This is a genomic window from Mesotoga sp. Brook.08.105.5.1 (assembly GCF_002752635.1).
In the GTDB taxonomy this organism is placed as follows: Bacteria; Thermotogota; Thermotogae; order Petrotogales; family Kosmotogaceae; genus Mesotoga.
In genome coordinates this window covers 15,129-31,390 of the sequence record NZ_AYTW01000060.1, presented here as the reverse complement: position 1 = coordinate 31,390, position 16,262 = coordinate 15,129, and the positions used below count along the sequence as shown (strand labels likewise).

The window sequence follows — 16,262 nt, the reverse complement described above, 5'->3', positions numbered from 1 at the left end:
TATCTGGTCGGTAGAGGTGGGCTATGGGGACAAATGTGTATAAGAACCAGACTCTTAATCTAAGAGGAGGGAGGCCCCCTCGAAGCCGCCATGCAGGTGGAGTCTTCAAACCCCCGTAGGCTCCTGTGGTAAAGAGCCAGGGTAGTGCACTTTACGGAAAAAGGTGGGCCAGCGACCCCGTCGGGTAAGACCCTGAGGGTATCACTGTCCCGCCTTTTCCCGTAACGTTCACTACCATGGCTCTTTACCACAGCAGCTTACGGTGGTTTGAAGCCTCCACCTGCATGGCGGCTTCGAGGGGCCCTCCCTCATCTTCGATTAAGCATGGCTTGAAGTTTCCTTCTTCGCCTTCTTGGCACACTGGCACTTGCAACTGGTCTTGCACTTGTCGGAGAACGGTGAACCGAGAACGGATAACCGGTTCTTATTCAGCTTGCAACTCGGAACTGACAACTTGCAGCTGTGTTCTCCTGAGTACGGTTAACCGCTGACCGATAACGACTCTTCTCAGCGGCTCTTTGCCCACTTACCTCTTCTTTTCTCTGCTTCTTATCTTTGCTTTTCTGAACCAGAAGAAGTACATCGCCCCGATATAAGCTGCCAGGCCAAGAATGAAATACAGGTAGTATATAGGCTGGTCGGTTTTGTAGCCGAGAATAGGTATGTTAAGCAGTATCAGCATCGGAATGCCCAAGAATAACGCAAGCCCACTTCCGAAGACCATGTCTTCGGCGGTTCCCGTCTCAAATGTCGGGTCGACTTCTCTGAGCAACGCCATCCCGGTCGAGAGTGTACCGGTATGCATTCCGAAGAATGTTACGATGTGTTCCAGAGGCGCTTTCTCGTAAATCCTTTTTCCAAACCAGATCGTGTAGCCGGCAATGAAGAGTCCGCCTACCGAGGTGAGAATTATTACCGGCCAAATGTACTCCTGTATGACTGAGAAAGAGATCCCAGCGATCGACGCCGCTACCATGAAGTCGAACACGCCCCCGCCGATACGCTGAAGTAGGAAGTCGTTCATATATTCGATCTCATATTTCTCTGACTTCCTCACCCTCTCATATATCGCTCTGAAGGCCATTGCGAAAAGAACTCCAATCACAAAATGGAAGCCCCATAAAACCTGGGCGAACGTCTCTCCGAACGTACCTAGCCCGCCGATCAAGCCCGTGAACCATTTCAAGAATAGGTAAGTGATGAGATATACGATTCCCACGGCCAGAGCCTGGATTGTAAAGCCGTCGATATCCGAGAACTCGAAATCCTTTATCACTACCTCTACCCTTTTCTTAACAGTGGGTCTTTCGATCTGAATTCCCACCTGTCTCTTTCTATACACCATTGTGTTCAACATCACTATTCCGCCAAATGCCGCCCAGAGAAAGCCTAATGTTGAAACGCTCAAGCCCACGGCTCCCCCGCCTGTAAAGCCCAGCGCTTCCCACTGACTACCCAGCGAATAGGCTTGTCCAGGGCCCTGAGCGAATCCCAGAGCTAATAGAAGACCAAAGGGTGGGAAGAGATCTTTGAAGAACAATCCTACAAGTGCGATACCAATGATGAACCCCACTAATCCCTGAAGAGCATAAGACATACTGATAAGAAAGCCGGTATTGACAGAAGACTTAGTAGTGGAGCGTCTCGTTCTCTTCAGCGCGATCGCGATGAAGCCAATTGCCATCAAGTGATAGACAAGGTTTCCAAGTCTATCGTAAGAGAAGGGGATTATCTTCATAACCTCCGGCCCCAAGAGAATTCCGAGAAAACCGGCAATAACTGCATTTGGAATGAGAACCTTGCTTAAGGGAGAAATCAACCTCTTCAGAACGGAAGCGACACCTATAAGGATGGAAAGGTAAGCGAAGTCGAGTATAATAGTCCAGTCTTGTTCCATGAGATCACCCCTTTTTGACAAAGCAATTGTATCAGAATACGGTTCAAGCTAATTTTCTTGGTTTTTGTTAGAATTGTAGAAAGAAGGAGGAAACTGTAATGACACTTACGCCGCTTGGTGGCGGCCGCGAGATAGGCGCGAATTCCTATCTCCTTAGTCTGGACGGAAAGAATATCCTGATTGATGCAGGCAGACACCCAGTAAAGGAAGGCTACGAGTCGCTACCTGAAATTGACAGCATAAACGATCTAGATGTGATAATGATCTCCCACTCCCACTACGACCATCTCTCTTCTCTACCTTACATATCTCAAAGATGGCCAAATGCGCCAATCCTGATGACTCAAGAGAATAAGGGCTTAGCTCTAAGAATACTTCAGAACTCAGTCGAAGTAATGAAGAAGAAGAACGCCAAAGACGGCGTTGAACCTATACTATACAGTCACGGCGAAGTTAACGAGCTGAAGAGAAGAATATTTCCGATGGAGTATTTTCAAAGGTACTCAATTGACAATGAAGTGGACGTGGCACTCTACCCAGCGGGTCATGTAATGGGAGCTGCCTCGATCTTTCTTGAGCATAAGGGAAAGAGAATTCTCTACTCTGGAGACATATCACTTTCGCAGCAGCTTACTATCCCACCGGCCCAGTTACCAAAAAAGGTGGAAACCCTTATCTCAGAGGGAACTTACGGCTCGAAAGAAAATCAGCTTCTAACAAGGTACAGCGAAATTGAAAGACTCAGCAAGTCAGTGAAACGCGTACTGGAAAACGGCGGCAGGGTTCTTATGCCTGTATTTGCCCTTGGCAGAGGCCAGGAAGCAATCTACATGCTTCTAAGGCTGATGGAAAAGAACAAGATCCCCTCCGTTCCCATATACACAAATGGAATGGTAGCCTCACTCAGTAATCTCTACATGAGCAATTACGAGCGCATTAGCGACAAGGATAGAAAGTGGTTCATGAAGAACTTCCAGCAAAATGTGACTGTGGCACCCAAGGCCATTGAGAGACTGCTCTTTTCGAAAGAGCCGGCGCTCCTTGTCCTTTCGGCCGGAATGCTTGTTGAAGATACTCTATCGTATATCTTCGCCAAACAGATGTTGCCGAACAGCAAAGACGGAATCTTCTTCATGGGTTATCAGAGTCCAGAATCAGATGGTTACAGGGTGCTTGAAGCAAGTAAGAGAGGCGATGCACAAGTCGCCCTGGGAGAAGAGACGGTTGAGATTGGAACTAAGAATATAGATATCTTCAACTTCTCTGGGCATGCAGACTACCAGGAGCTTCTTGACCTCCCCAGAAGACTCCAACCAGAAAAACTGATCTATGTTCACGGTGACGAGGGAGCGCTGGAAAACCTTGCCGAAGAACTCCAGTATGAGTTTGAGATTCAGATACCATCGAATCTTCAGACAGTCGAGCTCTGAATCTGGTTGACAATGAAATGCACTGGTGTTATCATTGTGTACGGTTGCCGGGGTGGCGGAACAGGCAGACGCAACGGACTTAAAATCCGTTGGAGCGAAGGCTCCGTGTGGGTTCGATTCCCATCCCCGGCACCATGGAAGCAAGGAAAGCAGGTCATTTATATATAGAATATAGCAAGTAGATATATACTCGGTGCGGGGTGGAGCAGTCTGGTAGCTCGTTGGGCTCATAACCCAAAGGTCACAGGTTCAAATCCTGTCCCCGCTACCATTATCAGGCGGTGTAGCTCAGCTGGCTAGAGCATGCGGTTCATACCCGCAGAGTCGTCAGTTCGATTCTGACCGCCGCCACCAAACATTTAGTGCCTACCTGCGTGTATGAAGCGCTTTGATCAAAGAAAACCTAGCCTCCCATTGGGAGGCTTGTTTGTTTTTGCGTCAGTTTTTCGGCGATCTAAAACCACTGCTTCATTAGCCCAAAGGCTTTTAGAACTGCCAGTGACAGTCATCAGCAGTGTTCAGTAAAGGTCCTGCTTCTGCTCTCATGATGCGGTGCTAATTTGAATGAGAACTGGCCCGCTCCAGATCTCCCGCAATGAAGAGACGTGTCTTCGCGAGATATAGACCTGAGTTCACTTACTCCTTCTGAAAAACCGCCGATAAAAGCCTTTGTATTCTATTTCTCGTCTAAGGACGATTTGAGTAAGAGGGGGGCGGTTGCTCCGGGAGTTTTGTTTCTGTGGGGATTGTATTTACAGAAAGGCTTGGCTTCATGTTCTTCACCAAGAAATTGCGACCATACTTCACAGTCAACTGTGTTCGAATAAAGAAGCGATAGAGACGGGAAAATACATTGCCGAAAAAGTTTTCATTGTCCGTCACAACGAAAGAAATGCACCTTTGAAGAATGGCCGGTTTCTAGGTATTGTGCATGACTATTGTAAATTCACGAACGAATATCGCTATTACCGTGATAACAAGCCTTACGACCAAAATCGGGATAACTCTGGAAACTGTGATTTTCACCACCGCGTCTCTTATTTTATGCTTCTCTTTTGTGTTGAGTCAATCTTTTGCAGGTCACGATTTTAGGCGTCTTGCAGACAGAAGAACCAACCGTGAAATCCATTCCCGTCACGAGGCTTGGGTCACAAGCAAAAGAGTATCTTGATTGTTTTCGTCACATAACATTTGGCGAAGTTGTCCGGCAAGTCAAGTTTGACTTCCGATGATCCCGCACTTACGCGGATTCCTCCCGCAAAGCTCGTTCTCAAGTTCCGGAAGGATACTTTTCAGTTTGGATACTATATCCTGATCTAGAGGCATTTCTGTCATCATGTCCACAGCTTGAGCAAAAGAATAGGCGGTCCTGTAGGGCCTATCTGCCGTGAGAGCCTCAAACACATCTGCTACAGCCAGAATCTTTGCTTCGAGCGGTATCTCATCTCCCTTTAAACCCTGGGGATAACCGGAACCGTCTTCTCTTTCGTGGTGTAGATAGGCGTAAGGAACGAATCTCTCCAGGTATTTGAAATGTTGGAGAACTTCCTTACCGTGCTGGGGATGATTGCGTATTACCTCCTTTTCAATTTCATCAAGAGGGCCATGCTTTCTCAATATGTTAGCTGAAATGCCCATCTTACCAATATCATGAAGCTTTGCACCGTTAACTAGCTCCGTGATTTTCTTCCTTCTCAATCCAAGACTCTTGCCCAAACACTCAGCGATTTTCGCCACATTTCTGGAGTGAAAGGCGGTGTGGGAATCTTCCATTTCCCACAAATACATGATTTCCTGAAGACCACTCATCTCGTAGTACCTGGAAAGACCGAGCGCCAGCACTTCCATCATGAACAAGACGCCAATTATCCCGGCCGCCACGGAATGTAGAATCATCCACCTGGTAAGATCATATCCTTTTATTTCGGTTCTCAGACCGTAGGCGAAACTCTTCGATCCGCCTGGTGAGAAGGTGATTCTGCCATCGAGATTCATCTCTGAAAGCAAGAAATTCTTGTCTATGCTGGCAATCACGACTGCATCGGATATCTCATTCTCCATATGGCTGTCGTAGACGTTGAAGTAGAGATAAAGCTCCTGCTCTAAGGCAGATACTCTGCACACATCTTTAACCGGTATCTCTGACGGTCTGCTTATGAGCCTGGCCGACTTCACTGCTGGGAACTCATTTTGGATCTCCTGGAGCATCTCTTCGATGAAGACTTCGTCTTTCGACAAAACGGCGTTGTACATAGCATTCCACTGGAAATATCCCAGAGATAAAGCAGATCCCAGATTTTCGACAGATGTCTCAAAGATTCCCGAATAGATTTTCTGAGTATAGTTTATTGCTTCATTTTGAAAGACGTGGTACGGCATAAGCATAAGAAAGACGGTAACGAGAAAGACAAATATCACTAGAGTCGGTCGGATATACCTGAGTTCATCGAATCCTCTCATGTAACACCTCCCATTCTGAATGGAAAATCATTTGAAATTATCATATCACTTAATCTATTGATATAATCATTCTACGGAGTGTCCTGCGATTCCCTTTTTTGCCTCTTCGATCACTCGAAATTTTCATGCAATCTTATGCCAGGCACTATTCAAGCATCATTCCAATCATCGAATACTTTCTTCAGATGTGAGATCAGCCGTAAGGACCTCGGACAATGTTTTGGATTCAGAATACCCACCGAGAATTAGCGATGGACTTGCAATGAGGGGGAGCTGCTTTCAGAGATTTTTACCTGAACGCTTAACTGAGATATCCACACTTTCAAGAATAAAATGGATATCATAGAAGTAACGGGTTGCTTCATCTTGACCTGTGCTTGCTCATTCTAGTCCGGTTATTCTTGGGGCGTCAGTCAGGAGTACTTTGAGAAACGCGATAACAAATGTGATCTCCTACTCTGAAATCTCACTATATTACTTCCTTGCCTGTAAGAGTTTTATTGAGGAAAATGGTTAGTGCACAAGGAGGGCTCTCGTGAAATCAAAGACCTGCGTATATGAGGCAGTCATAAGAAGGATTCCGAACATAGATGGGGCGTATGTTGAATTTCCGTATGACCTCAAGTCGGAGTTCGGAAAGGGCAGATTGAAAGTCCACGCAACATTTGACGGCGAGCCTTACGATGGTAGCGTTGTCAACATGGGAATAAAGAAGGATGACGCGTCGGTGTGTTACATCATTGGTCTTCGAAAGGCCATCACAAAGACTATCGGGAAGCAACCTGGTGACACCGTAAAAGTCACCGTTATGGAAAGAGGCGAATGAAGCATGTGGAAGTGCCCTGAGTGCGGACGCCAGTTCGAACAACACAATCAGAAACATGCATGCATTGAACCGCCAGAGACGATTGACGAGTATATCACCATGCAGCCCGAAGGTGTTCAATCGCTACTGAGGAGTGTTAGGGATGCCCTCAGAGAGGTGCTTCCGGGTTCGGAAGAGAGAATATCTTGGAGGATGCCCACCTTCTGGAAGAAGAGGAACATAATCCACTTCACTTCTTTTAAGAACCACATGGGGATTTATCCAGGAGAAGAGGCAATCGCACACTTTGCAGATAAACTAAGTCATTACAGAACAAGCAAAGGTGCTGTACAGTTCCACTATGACAAAACTATTCTTCTTGAGCTGATAGTGGAGATCGCGAAATGGTGCAATGAAAAAGAGAGCCATCACTAGCGGAGGATTAGTATGCCAAAAGTTAGAAAGATGCTCAATGACTGGGATGCTCCGTATATTCAGTCACTCATGAGACAGATCGAAACTCAGAGTAAGGCGACGCTCGCATACTGGGCAGTTGAGTACTCCGAAGAAGTTGTGTTGCCGCTCTGGAGTAAGCACTATCCGAGTGACCTCCGACCGGGCAATGCGTTGACTGCTGCGAGAGGCTGGCTAGCCGGAACCATTAAACTGCCTCAAGCCAAGAAAGCAATTCTGGAGTGCCATGCCGCGGCGAGAGAGGCCGAAAACAATCCCATTGTCAGTGGCTGCCGCTTTTTTGAATCGCTTCCACGTGAAGCCGGCCTTGCTTCCCCAGACGCTTTTCTGGGCCATGCTCTTCCCAGAGTTCAGTGTGTTATCTTAATCGTCAGCCATCTTCCCTCGCACAGCGGAACTTGCCTGCGTCAGCAAATTGCTTCTTTTTTCTCTCCTTTCGAAGATATTCTTTCCAGACCAATTGCTGCTCCTGATAACGATCTGACTGGAATAACATCTTCTTCTGAACCAGTAGTCCTTAGAAGTCATCTAATTAGAACGATACTAAATAAAAAGGAGAGGCTTTTCTTGAAGATACCCGTTCTCATTCTAATAGGTATTGTCGCAGTGGTCATTATCGTGTTAGGAGTTGCCAATGGTGCAAATGGCTCTTCTCCACAAGAAGTAGTCGTCACGGAGTATCAGGGGATCAAACTCGACGATCTCGGCGCTTTCAGAGAAAACTCGATAAAGGGCGTGCAGTACGTGAATATAGAAGAATACTTCCTAAAGATTGGAGGTCTCGCAGAAAATCCGTACATTCTAACTTATTCGGAGTTGCAGGATCTTCAGCACATTCAGAAGCTGGTTATACTTCACTGTGTCGAGGGGTGGACAGCAAAGATGCTCTGGGAAGGTATTCCTCTTGTGGAATTGATTGACAGAGCAGAGCCCGACGACAAGGTAACTAATGTGATCTTCAAGTCAACTGATGGCTATACGACAAGCCTCACTCTCGACTACATAAGAGAGAGAAATATCATGCTGGCCGACAAACTGAACGGAATCGAACTACCTCCGGCCCAGGGTTTCCCGTTCATAGTGGTTGTCGAAGACAAGTGGGGCTACAAGTGGGCGCGATGGGTCGAAGAGATAGAGCTGTCGGGCAACGACAAGTACAGGGGTTACTGGGAAGAGTATGGATACAGCAAAGATGGAAGTCTCGACAAGCCGATGTTCGACAGATAAACCAGAGATAGTTCTCAGCCCATATAGTTTCTCGGGGCCAAACAGGAGCCGATCTGAAGATCAGCTTTAAGGCGTTGTTTGGAGGAAAGAACCGCGGCTATGATAAGCAATACTGTCAGTCTGTAGTCTTGTTTTCATAATCGGCTTTCATGATAGCAAAGCTATTACAGCAAAGAAAACCTCTCTCTGATCGCGACTGCACAAGATAGTCAGAGTGAAGACTATGAACCCGCCGTCAGAAGAGAGCACATGACACTGGACTCAAGAAATGAATTTCGCTTCTCTCATTAACCTTCTGGAATCTTCCACATCTAGTAACCCCTGCTGTTCTCCTTGCTTTCACTAACCGTTCCGGTAATCAAAAAAGTGCACTTCAGTGGATTGACTCCAGCGCGCTTCATCACAAATCACCCATAAGACAAACAGAATAAAGAAAACAAAGTATTTTGTTACACTATTATTATTATGTTCTGTGATAAAACCCAACCTGCTTGTAAATCGACAAGAACAACTTCTTATGCTTTCACTGGCGACAGAAAAAATATCTATTTATCGTCGCGCTCAATTCTTCCGCCGCCCCTTCTTCTCATTATCGTTGACTGGTCCTCATCCTGAGGAGTGAGCGGCCCCTTTTCGGTAGTTGAATCTGCTGCTGCTCTCCTTGAATCGTTCTTCTGATCTTTGGGGGCGCCAACCAACCTTCCGCCGACTGCCCCCTGTCTGTTCTTCCTTTCTCGATAGGTCCTGAGATCGTTGATTTCTTTCTGTCTTTCTCCCAGTGATTCCAGTCGTTTCAGCAATTTGTGAATGTAATCTTCCTCCGAATACTTGAGTTCTATATTGGTCAAATACCAATCGGCTTCGAATTTCTTCTTAGCCTTCTCCAGAGCTTCGAGATACTCAGCCTTCTTCTTATCCAGATATTCTGTCTCTTCAGCAAGAGCTTTCAGTTCAATATCCTCCGCTTCGATGTCGAGAGCCTCAAGTTTCTCCTCCACCTCTTGCTGCTTGGCTTCAAGTTCCCTACATCTTCTTTCGCTGTAGGTTTCTATCTTGCTAATTAGCGGTTTTTCTTCCTGCTTTGCGGCTGGTACCCCACCCGCTCCCCGAAGTTTCCTGGTCTCTTCCTCAGGTCTCAGTTTGTCGATTTCATTCTTGATTCTCTCAAGCTGATCAAGTAACGGTTTTCTCCTGTGTTCGAATATCGTTAGCCTTTTCCGCGTAAAGGATTTGTAGTCCGCATCCTGAGTTCTGATTATCATGCCACTTTCCTCCTCCTCCACCAGAGATTCTTCACTAGCGGTTTGTTGACAACATTGATAGAAACCGATTCATTCAGGCTGTTAGGAACAAAACTTTAGACATTGTAGAAGAATTATATACATTTTAGGTGTTGTTTCGCTCTTCTGGAGAGCCCTGTCTCAATGTTCGCGAAAACTGGAAGCGAGTGAATCTGGAGGGAGAAGAGTTTTATAGGCCATCGATGACTCAATTAACTATGGTCGTAAACTCACATGAGGTCTTTTCCAATACCTTGTCATAAAAAAAGGGCCCAGATGGGCCCTACTTGATTGAAGGGGTTAGGGCTATCTTGCTTTTCCGAATCCTCTGCCGAGTCCGGGACCCTTTGCGCCTGCCGCTCCATGTCTGAATCCTGTTCCGTCTTCAGCCTTGAGGTTGGTCATAACTCTTACGCCGTCATTCGAGCAGTTGTCGTTGACTCCATCGCCATCTGCATCTACGAAGTTCTCACAGGCAGCTGTGTCCTGTAGTCGCTGCATCGCTCTCGTCCCGTAACCTACTGCAAGTGTCATTCCACCGATCAAAAGAACCGCTATCGTAATTAAAACTACTTTCTTCATCCTTCTACACCTCCATTTGCTTTTTAGTACATTCTCAGTTTACGGGTGCATTCTTAGAGAATCCTTAGCTAAACCTTAGAGTTTGCTTAGAAACGTAGCTCTAATAGCGCCAGCGTGAGAAGTTGATATAGTGGATGAATTCCAACGAGGTAAGAATCGACCCGGGAAGATCCCTTACTCAAAGCGAAAGGGACCGTAATGAGCCGGTCCCTTTCAAAACCAATCTTCAAGAAGACCCAATTAAGAGAGCTCCGCAAAGACTATCTCGTCCTCATTTGAGTCAAGCTTTCCGTAACCCGGGCCGTTTCCGTTGCAGGAGTCGTTAGGAGCACCGTAACCTGCATCGTCGTCAGGGCCATCTGGAATCCCGTCTCCCGGTCCACTGCCGTTGATTGAAAGAGCAATTCCAAAAGCAAGGAGAAAGAAAAGCACAATTGCGGTTAGTCGTTTCACCATCATCCCTCCGTTTTGATCAAGTGAATAGATCTTATTATTTTGGTCATTAAAGAGTGATTAAAAACTGATGCATAGGTTTCCTGCACTCCGTCTTCTCATCTAGACTTCTAGATTAGCAATTTGCCGGGAATCTCATTGACTTATGTTAGTCTATACTCCTTATGGTCGAGCAATACAAACTTTCTTCGACTTTGTAGGTCTCTCTATCCAGCAACAAAACCAATCCTCTTGAACTCCCGTCTGAGAAAAGGCCGCCGCTTACCCGGTATTAAAGTGCGGCGGCTGGACTAGGGGTTAACAGGGGTATTATGACTAGTGCTCTACTGCTCTACTTTGAAACTGCTTCGTACTCTGAAGAAGTTCCTTACTGCGTTCCGAATCATCTCTGCCAATCTTCTCATGAAGTGGACTATCGCAGACTCTGAACTCTCTTCATCGGAAGAATCCAGGGAAAAAGCGGCTTCGAAATTCGGGGACTCTTCCTTTCCAGCTCCCGACCCCTCACACTGGAGCCGATCTATAGAGGCGGAGTTTCCAATCCCTTTTCCGAGTTTGAAGAGGCAGCGCCTGCTCCGTAGCCAGAACCATCATCCGGACCGTCGGGAATCCCATCTCCGGGTCCATAGCCAGCATTGCTGGTTGCAAATACCAATCCCAAACTCAGAAAAGCAAGAAGAAAAAGCATTTCTGTTCTCTTCATATCTGCCTCCTCCTTCACATACAGAATAATCGATTGCCCATTAAGAAATTAATGGCCGGAGGTTTTTCTGGTTTGATAGAATGAAAGAGGTGCGAAGGAGGGTACGAAAATGGAATGCACAGTAGAAAGAAATCTGAAAAGATGCAACTGCACTTATCCCGGCTGTCCCAGAAAGGGCAAATGCTGCGAGTGCATAGCTTATCATCGGAAAAACGGAGAACTTCCTGCCTGCTATTTCACCGCAGAGCAGGAGAAGACCTGGGATAGAACCATTGAACATTTTGTGAGAATTAACAGCAAGAGATGATCTCGAAAGCCGGTCTGATTTCCTCGATCAACTCCGCACTACCGAGAAGTGCTAAAATAGAATGATTTTAAATTACATATTCTCGAGTTTTATCGGGATTTCCTGGAGGAAGAATTGACTCAAGAGTTTTATAAGCGCTTCTTTTCATTGAAAGAGTCATATTGGATTCTCTTCAACGGCATCAGAACGGTGGGCCACATGTCACGATCAAAGCGGGACGGAGAGCTGAGTACAGAGCTAATCGAAAAGGTTATGCTCACCGTTACCGAAATAAATGGATGCGAAGTTTGTTCGGTCTTCCACAACAGAGTTGCCGAAAAAGAGGGAATCAAAGAAGAAGATATCCAGATGCTTTTCGTCACCGAAGTTGAAGAACTTCCACAAGATGAAGCCCCTGCCATTCTCTTCGCCAGGGGGTATGCAACTTCTTCCGGCAAACCATCTGAGCACTTATGGAAGAGTCTCATCCAGAGTTATGGGGAATCCAAGGCCAAGGGCATATTGGGCGCAGTTAGAACGATAATGATGGGCAACAGCTTCGGCATAGCCTGGGGAGCCCTCTCAAATAGGATCAAAGGTAGACCCGTTAAAGGTAGCAGTCTCTGGTACGAGATCAGTATGATTCTCTCTTTCATCTTCTTCATCCCTGTGGCCTCGGTACACGCTCTGCTCGCCAGTCTTTTCAAAAAGCCCATAATAACCTTTCAAACACAAGAGGCCGCTGCTTAGACCGTAGCTGCGAGTCGAAGGGAAGAATAAATGACGAGGTTCGGGCTTGCGGGTTGGAAAGAGCTACTGAAAATCGGATCACCGTTGAATGGTTCTCCGAAGAAGCCTGTTCTTCGTTCCAGAGCAAGGATCTGTTCTTCGTTTTTGGTTGAAATCGTGAAGCAGCAGCATCAAGATTCCGACCAGGAGCTTTGTCGGAATGACAGCATTTGACGTTTCTTCACTTTAGAGCTTGCAAGTTGCATCTTGGCACTTGTAACTGGTCTTGCACTTGTCGGAGAACGGTGAACCGAGAACGGATAACCGGTTCTTATTCAGCTTGCAACTCGGAACTGAGAACTTGCAACTGCTCCATTTCGAGGACGGTGGACCGTTGACGGACAACGTTGTTTTGAGCAGCTATCAGCGGATCCTTTCCGCAGGACGGTGGAACCGATGACGGACAACCATTATGTATTCTCAAACACGAAAAAGATATCTGTACAGGTTTCCCCCGTCGCAATTTCAAACTCATACGATGATATAATTTTTGTTAGTCGTAGCATTCTGGTTCTCATCATCTAACGCAACAATGACAACTGTTCTCCAAAATCACACATCTTTCAAGGAGGTTTCTTTGAATGAGAAGATTTCTGGTTTTGATTACTGTCATCTGTGTTGCCTTTTCCGTAACCCTTCTCGCCGCTGATTCTTTCACTGTTTACACAACTCTTGAAGAGCTTGCGGCAAAAGAACTTTTCGACAAATATGAAGAAGTCACCGGTATCAGGGTTGACTGGGTGAGGCTCTCCGGTGGAGAGGCCGAAGCAAGGATGGAGGCTGAAAAGCTGAATCCGCAGGCCTCGATATGGGTTGGAGGAGTGGGACTGAATCATATCAGTGCAAAGCTGAAGGGTCTTACAACTCCTTATTTCTCCAGAGCGGCCGCAAATACTCCCGAGCAATACAAGGATCCCGAAGGCTACTGGATAGGTCTCTACCTTGGACCTCTGGCATTCGCCACTCACAATGGTCGTGCAGCTGAGCTAGGACTTGAACCACCGAAGGGCTGGTTCGACATACTCGATTCCAAGTATGAGAATCTCGTAAGGGTTGCAAACCCGAATACTTCGGGAACTGCCTACAATCTCATCACCTGTATGATTTCTCTTTTCGGAGGGGACGAGGATCTAGCCTTCCTCTATCTGAAGAAACTAGACAGAAGCATCGAGATGTACACAAGGTCCGGTTCGGCAGGCGGAAAGAGCGTTGCAATTGGAGAGATACCCTTCGCAATAGGTTACGCCCATGACATGGTCAAGCTGAAGGCAGAAGGTGCCGACATTACTATAACCGTTCCCGAAGAAGGTACAGGCTTCGAGATCGCTTCGATGTCTTTGATCAAGGGCGGACCGGATCCTGTCAATGCCAAGAAGCTGTATGACTGGATACTGACCGAAGAGGCACAGGCAATCATTGCAGGCTGGTACGTTATACCAGTTTCAAGGATCGCTCCGAAGCATCCGCTCTCTTTCAGCATGGAAGAAATCAAGACAGTTCACCAGAATTATGTCTGGGATGCTGAGAACAAAGAAAGACTGCTCGATCGCTGGACGGAAGAAATAGGCGGCGGGGTAGAATAATTGGTTGATCAGAGCAGGAGCTAGTCTCCTGCTCTTCTTCACTTTGGCTTCACCAATCAAGGTTACTCTTGGGGTGTGATCGGATTGTATTCCTGGAGAAAACTCTTATCGTTCGCGTTGATTAGTGTTTTAGTCTTTGTCGCCCTTTTCTGGATCTTCGATACATTGAAAGACTCTTTCTTTAAGGTTGTTAGAGACAACCAAAGGCAGCTGGTTACGGTTCTTGCCGAATCGGCACCAAGAGACAGGGAACTTGCCGAGGACTGGATTACTGCAGTAAACAAGGAGTTCGACGAAGCGGAAATAATCTATGTTCACGGAGTACCCGGCTGGGATGAACTGCAGGTCTTCGCCCCGAACGAACAACTGAGAAGCTTCTATGAATTGAATTACAGTTCTGAGGACTTCGCCAAGGGGTTTGAAAGCGTCTACTATCTTGAGAACTACTACTCTTCCCTCAAGTATTCATTCGAAGGAAAGAGTGTTACGCTGGTGTTTGCACCACTGATAGACGAAACTCGTTACGACATGACGGGCTTTCTGCTATTTCTGATGTCTGCAGAGGCCGGGGAGAATTACGCAAATCTACTAAACTTATTTATGATAGCCGCATTCGCTGTCTTCGTTATCATTTATTTCATCTCGAAATTCTTCAGAGATCCCGTGATGGGATATGTTATTCTCGGTCTTTTCTTGATGGTCGGAGTATTCGTAGCCTATCCTCTGTTTGAAGCCATTAGATTGACCTTTCTGGCCGATGGCAAATTCTCGATGCGTACTTGGGTCACAATTCTCTCTTCCAGACAGTATCTTAGTGCGCTATGGGGGAGCGTAAGACTTGGCATCCTCACGGCTACATTCTCCACGATCATCGGGTTCATCTTCGCTTTTGTCATAAACAGAACGGCCATAAGAGGAAAGAAGTTCCTGAGCACTATGGGGCTTCTGCCCGTAATCTCTCCGCCATTTTCCCTGTCTTTGTCACTGATTTTGCTCTTTGGAAGCAACGGACTGATAACAAAGCAAATACTCGGACTGAAAGACTTTACCATATACGGACTTGGCGGCCTTACAGCCGTACAGACTATCGGCATGTTCCCGATTGCCTTCCTCACTCTTTCGGGAGTTCTACAGGCAATCGACTCTACACTTGAGGAGGCTTCTCTCGACCTTAATGGTAGCAGATGGAAGACCTTCTCGAAGGTCACCTTCCCTTTGGCTATTCCCGGTGTTCTCAGTTCCTGGCTGCTCGTTTTCACCAACTCCCTCGCTGACTTTGCAAACCCACTGCTCCTGGCGGGATCTTACAGGGTGCTCTCGGTAGAGGCATACATTGAAGTCACAGGAAGAAATAGACTGGGTCACGGAGCTGCTCTTTCTATTCTCCTTCTCATGCCGACACTGACGGCCTTCCTGGTTCAAAGATTCTGGGTAAGCAGGAAGTCATATGTGACCGTAACTGGAAAGCCCTCTTCGAGACTGAGCGATCTAGTTTCAAAGCCTGTAAAATTCGGTCTCATAACGTTTATCGTTCTCATCATCGTCTTTATCCTCGGACTGTATGGAACGATAGTGGCCGGCTGCTTCGTAGCCAACTGGGGTATAGACTACTCTTTCACTCTGAAGAACATAACGGAAGCGCTGCAGAGAGGAAGGGACGCGATTGTAGACACCTTCACCCTGTCGGCAATTGCCACACCATTCGCCGGACTGATAGCGATGATGGCTGCGCTGGTAATCGTCAGGAAGAAGTTTGTGGGGAAGAGGGTTCTTGAGGGGTTGATTCTCGCACCGTTCGCCATACCGGGGACGCTGATCGGTATCTCATATGTGCTTGCCTTCAACAAACCCCCGTTGATTCTAGTTGGAACTGGGGCAATTATCGTTATCAACTACATAATAAGGGAGCTGCCCGTCGGTGTCGAAGGAGGAGTGGCCACTCTCAGGCAGATAGATCCCGCTATAGAGGAGGCCGCGCAAGATCTTGGCGCGGATTCGACTACGGTCTTCAGGACGATCGTCTTGCCTCTGATACGTCCGGCATTCATTTCCGGGATGTCATACACTTTTGTCCGATCAATGACTGCCGTCAGTGCGATCATATTCCTGATATCCGCTAAGTGGTACCACATGACGGTTCTCATATATAACTTCTCAGAATCGATAAGATTCGGACTGGCTAGCGTTCTTTCCACCGTATTGATTATCATCGTCTTCGGAGCGTTCGGACTGATGAGACTTCTTGTGCGAAAGAACGAGTACATGGAAAAGAACGTAACTCTAAACTGATAAT

14 protein-coding genes and 3 tRNA genes are annotated in these 16,262 nt (G+C 46.8%); 11 read left to right on the top strand and 6 right to left on the bottom strand.

Annotated features, from left to right (window positions below; translation table 11 throughout):
- Positions 1-526: 526 nt before the first annotated feature.
- Positions 527-1,897, bottom strand: coding sequence for a sodium:glutamate symporter (locus V512_RS13885; RefSeq protein WP_099831041.1), 1,371 nt, complete (start codon positions 1,895-1,897; stop codon positions 527-529).
- Between the two features lie 98 nt (positions 1,898-1,995).
- Here V512_RS13885 and V512_RS13880 point away from each other — a divergent pair, with 98 nt between their 5' ends.
- The 4 genes from V512_RS13880 (at position 1,996) to V512_RS13865 (ending at position 3,681) form a co-directional block, all read left to right on the top strand.
- Positions 1,996-3,327 carry an MBL fold metallo-hydrolase gene (locus tag V512_RS13880; protein ID WP_099831040.1) on the top strand — a complete coding sequence of 444 codons (1,332 nt, stop codon included), beginning with the start codon at positions 1,996-1,998 and terminating at the stop codon, positions 3,325-3,327.
- 46 nt (positions 3,328-3,373) lie between these two features.
- A tRNA-Leu gene (locus V512_RS13875) sits at positions 3,374-3,462 on the top strand.
- A 59-nt stretch (positions 3,463-3,521) separates the two neighbouring features.
- Positions 3,522-3,598 (top strand) — tRNA-Met (locus tag V512_RS13870).
- A 6-nt stretch (positions 3,599-3,604) separates the two neighbouring features.
- Positions 3,605-3,681, top strand: a tRNA-Met gene (locus tag V512_RS13865).
- 858 nt (positions 3,682-4,539) lie between these two features.
- Here V512_RS13865 and V512_RS13855 read toward each other — a convergent pair.
- The gene (locus tag V512_RS13855; protein WP_099831038.1) at positions 4,540-5,787 is read right to left on the bottom strand and encodes an HD domain-containing phosphohydrolase; all 1,248 of its coding nucleotides are present in this window, start codon (positions 5,785-5,787) and stop codon (positions 4,540-4,542) included.
- A gap of 535 nt (positions 5,788-6,322) precedes the next feature.
- On the opposite strand from V512_RS13855, the gene V512_RS13850 reads away from it, so the two are divergent.
- From V512_RS13850 to V512_RS13840, 3 genes are read left to right on the top strand one after another with little or no spacing between them, the layout of a single operon-like run.
- Positions 6,323-6,613 (top strand): DUF1905 domain-containing protein, encoded by a 291-nt coding sequence (locus tag V512_RS13850; RefSeq protein ID WP_099831037.1) that lies wholly within the window; start codon positions 6,323-6,325, stop codon positions 6,611-6,613.
- A 3-nt stretch (positions 6,614-6,616) separates the two neighbouring features.
- Complete coding sequence (locus V512_RS13845) at positions 6,617-7,027, top strand: DUF1801 domain-containing protein (protein WP_099831036.1); 411 nt, start codon at positions 6,617-6,619, stop codon at positions 7,025-7,027.
- Between the two features lie 12 nt (positions 7,028-7,039).
- On the top strand, positions 7,040-8,293 hold the full coding sequence (locus V512_RS13840; protein WP_099831035.1) for a molybdopterin-dependent oxidoreductase: 1,254 nt from the start codon (positions 7,040-7,042) through the stop codon (positions 8,291-8,293).
- A gap of 545 nt (positions 8,294-8,838) precedes the next feature.
- On the opposite strand, the gene V512_RS13835 is transcribed toward V512_RS13840, so the two are convergent.
- From V512_RS13835 to V512_RS13820, 4 genes are all read right to left on the bottom strand, one after another.
- Positions 8,839-9,555, bottom strand: coding sequence for a hypothetical protein (locus tag V512_RS13835; protein ID WP_099831034.1), 717 nt, complete (start codon positions 9,553-9,555; stop codon positions 8,839-8,841).
- Between the two features lie 324 nt (positions 9,556-9,879).
- On the bottom strand, positions 9,880-10,155 hold the full coding sequence (locus tag V512_RS13830) for a hypothetical protein (RefSeq protein ID WP_099831033.1): 276 nt from the start codon (positions 10,153-10,155) through the stop codon (positions 9,880-9,882).
- Between the two features lie 240 nt (positions 10,156-10,395).
- Positions 10,396-10,611 carry a hypothetical protein gene (locus tag V512_RS13825; protein ID WP_243392459.1) on the bottom strand — a complete coding sequence of 72 codons (216 nt, stop codon included), beginning with the start codon at positions 10,609-10,611 and terminating at the stop codon, positions 10,396-10,398.
- A 517-nt stretch (positions 10,612-11,128) separates the two neighbouring features.
- Positions 11,129-11,311 carry a hypothetical protein gene (locus V512_RS13820; protein ID WP_099831031.1) on the bottom strand — a complete coding sequence of 61 codons (183 nt, stop codon included), beginning with the start codon at positions 11,309-11,311 and terminating at the stop codon, positions 11,129-11,131.
- A 109-nt stretch (positions 11,312-11,420) separates the two neighbouring features.
- On the opposite strand from V512_RS13820, the gene V512_RS13815 reads away from it, so the two are divergent.
- The 4 genes from V512_RS13815 (at position 11,421) to V512_RS13795 (ending at position 16,258) form a co-directional block, all read left to right on the top strand.
- Complete coding sequence (locus tag V512_RS13815) at positions 11,421-11,618, top strand: DUF6485 family protein (protein ID WP_099831030.1); 198 nt, start codon at positions 11,421-11,423, stop codon at positions 11,616-11,618.
- 198 nt (positions 11,619-11,816) lie between these two features.
- On the top strand, positions 11,817-12,347 hold the full coding sequence (locus tag V512_RS13810) for a carboxymuconolactone decarboxylase family protein (RefSeq protein WP_243392458.1): 531 nt from the start codon (positions 11,817-11,819) through the stop codon (positions 12,345-12,347).
- Between the two features lie 620 nt (positions 12,348-12,967).
- Entirely contained in the window at positions 12,968-13,969 is a 1,002-nt protein-coding gene (locus tag V512_RS13800) for an ABC transporter substrate-binding protein (protein ID WP_099831027.1), read from the top strand.
- Between the two features lie 75 nt (positions 13,970-14,044).
- Positions 14,045-16,258 carry an iron ABC transporter permease gene (locus V512_RS13795; protein WP_099831026.1) on the top strand — a complete coding sequence of 738 codons (2,214 nt, stop codon included), beginning with the start codon at positions 14,045-14,047 and terminating at the stop codon, positions 16,256-16,258.
- Positions 16,259-16,262: the final 4 nt, after the last annotated feature.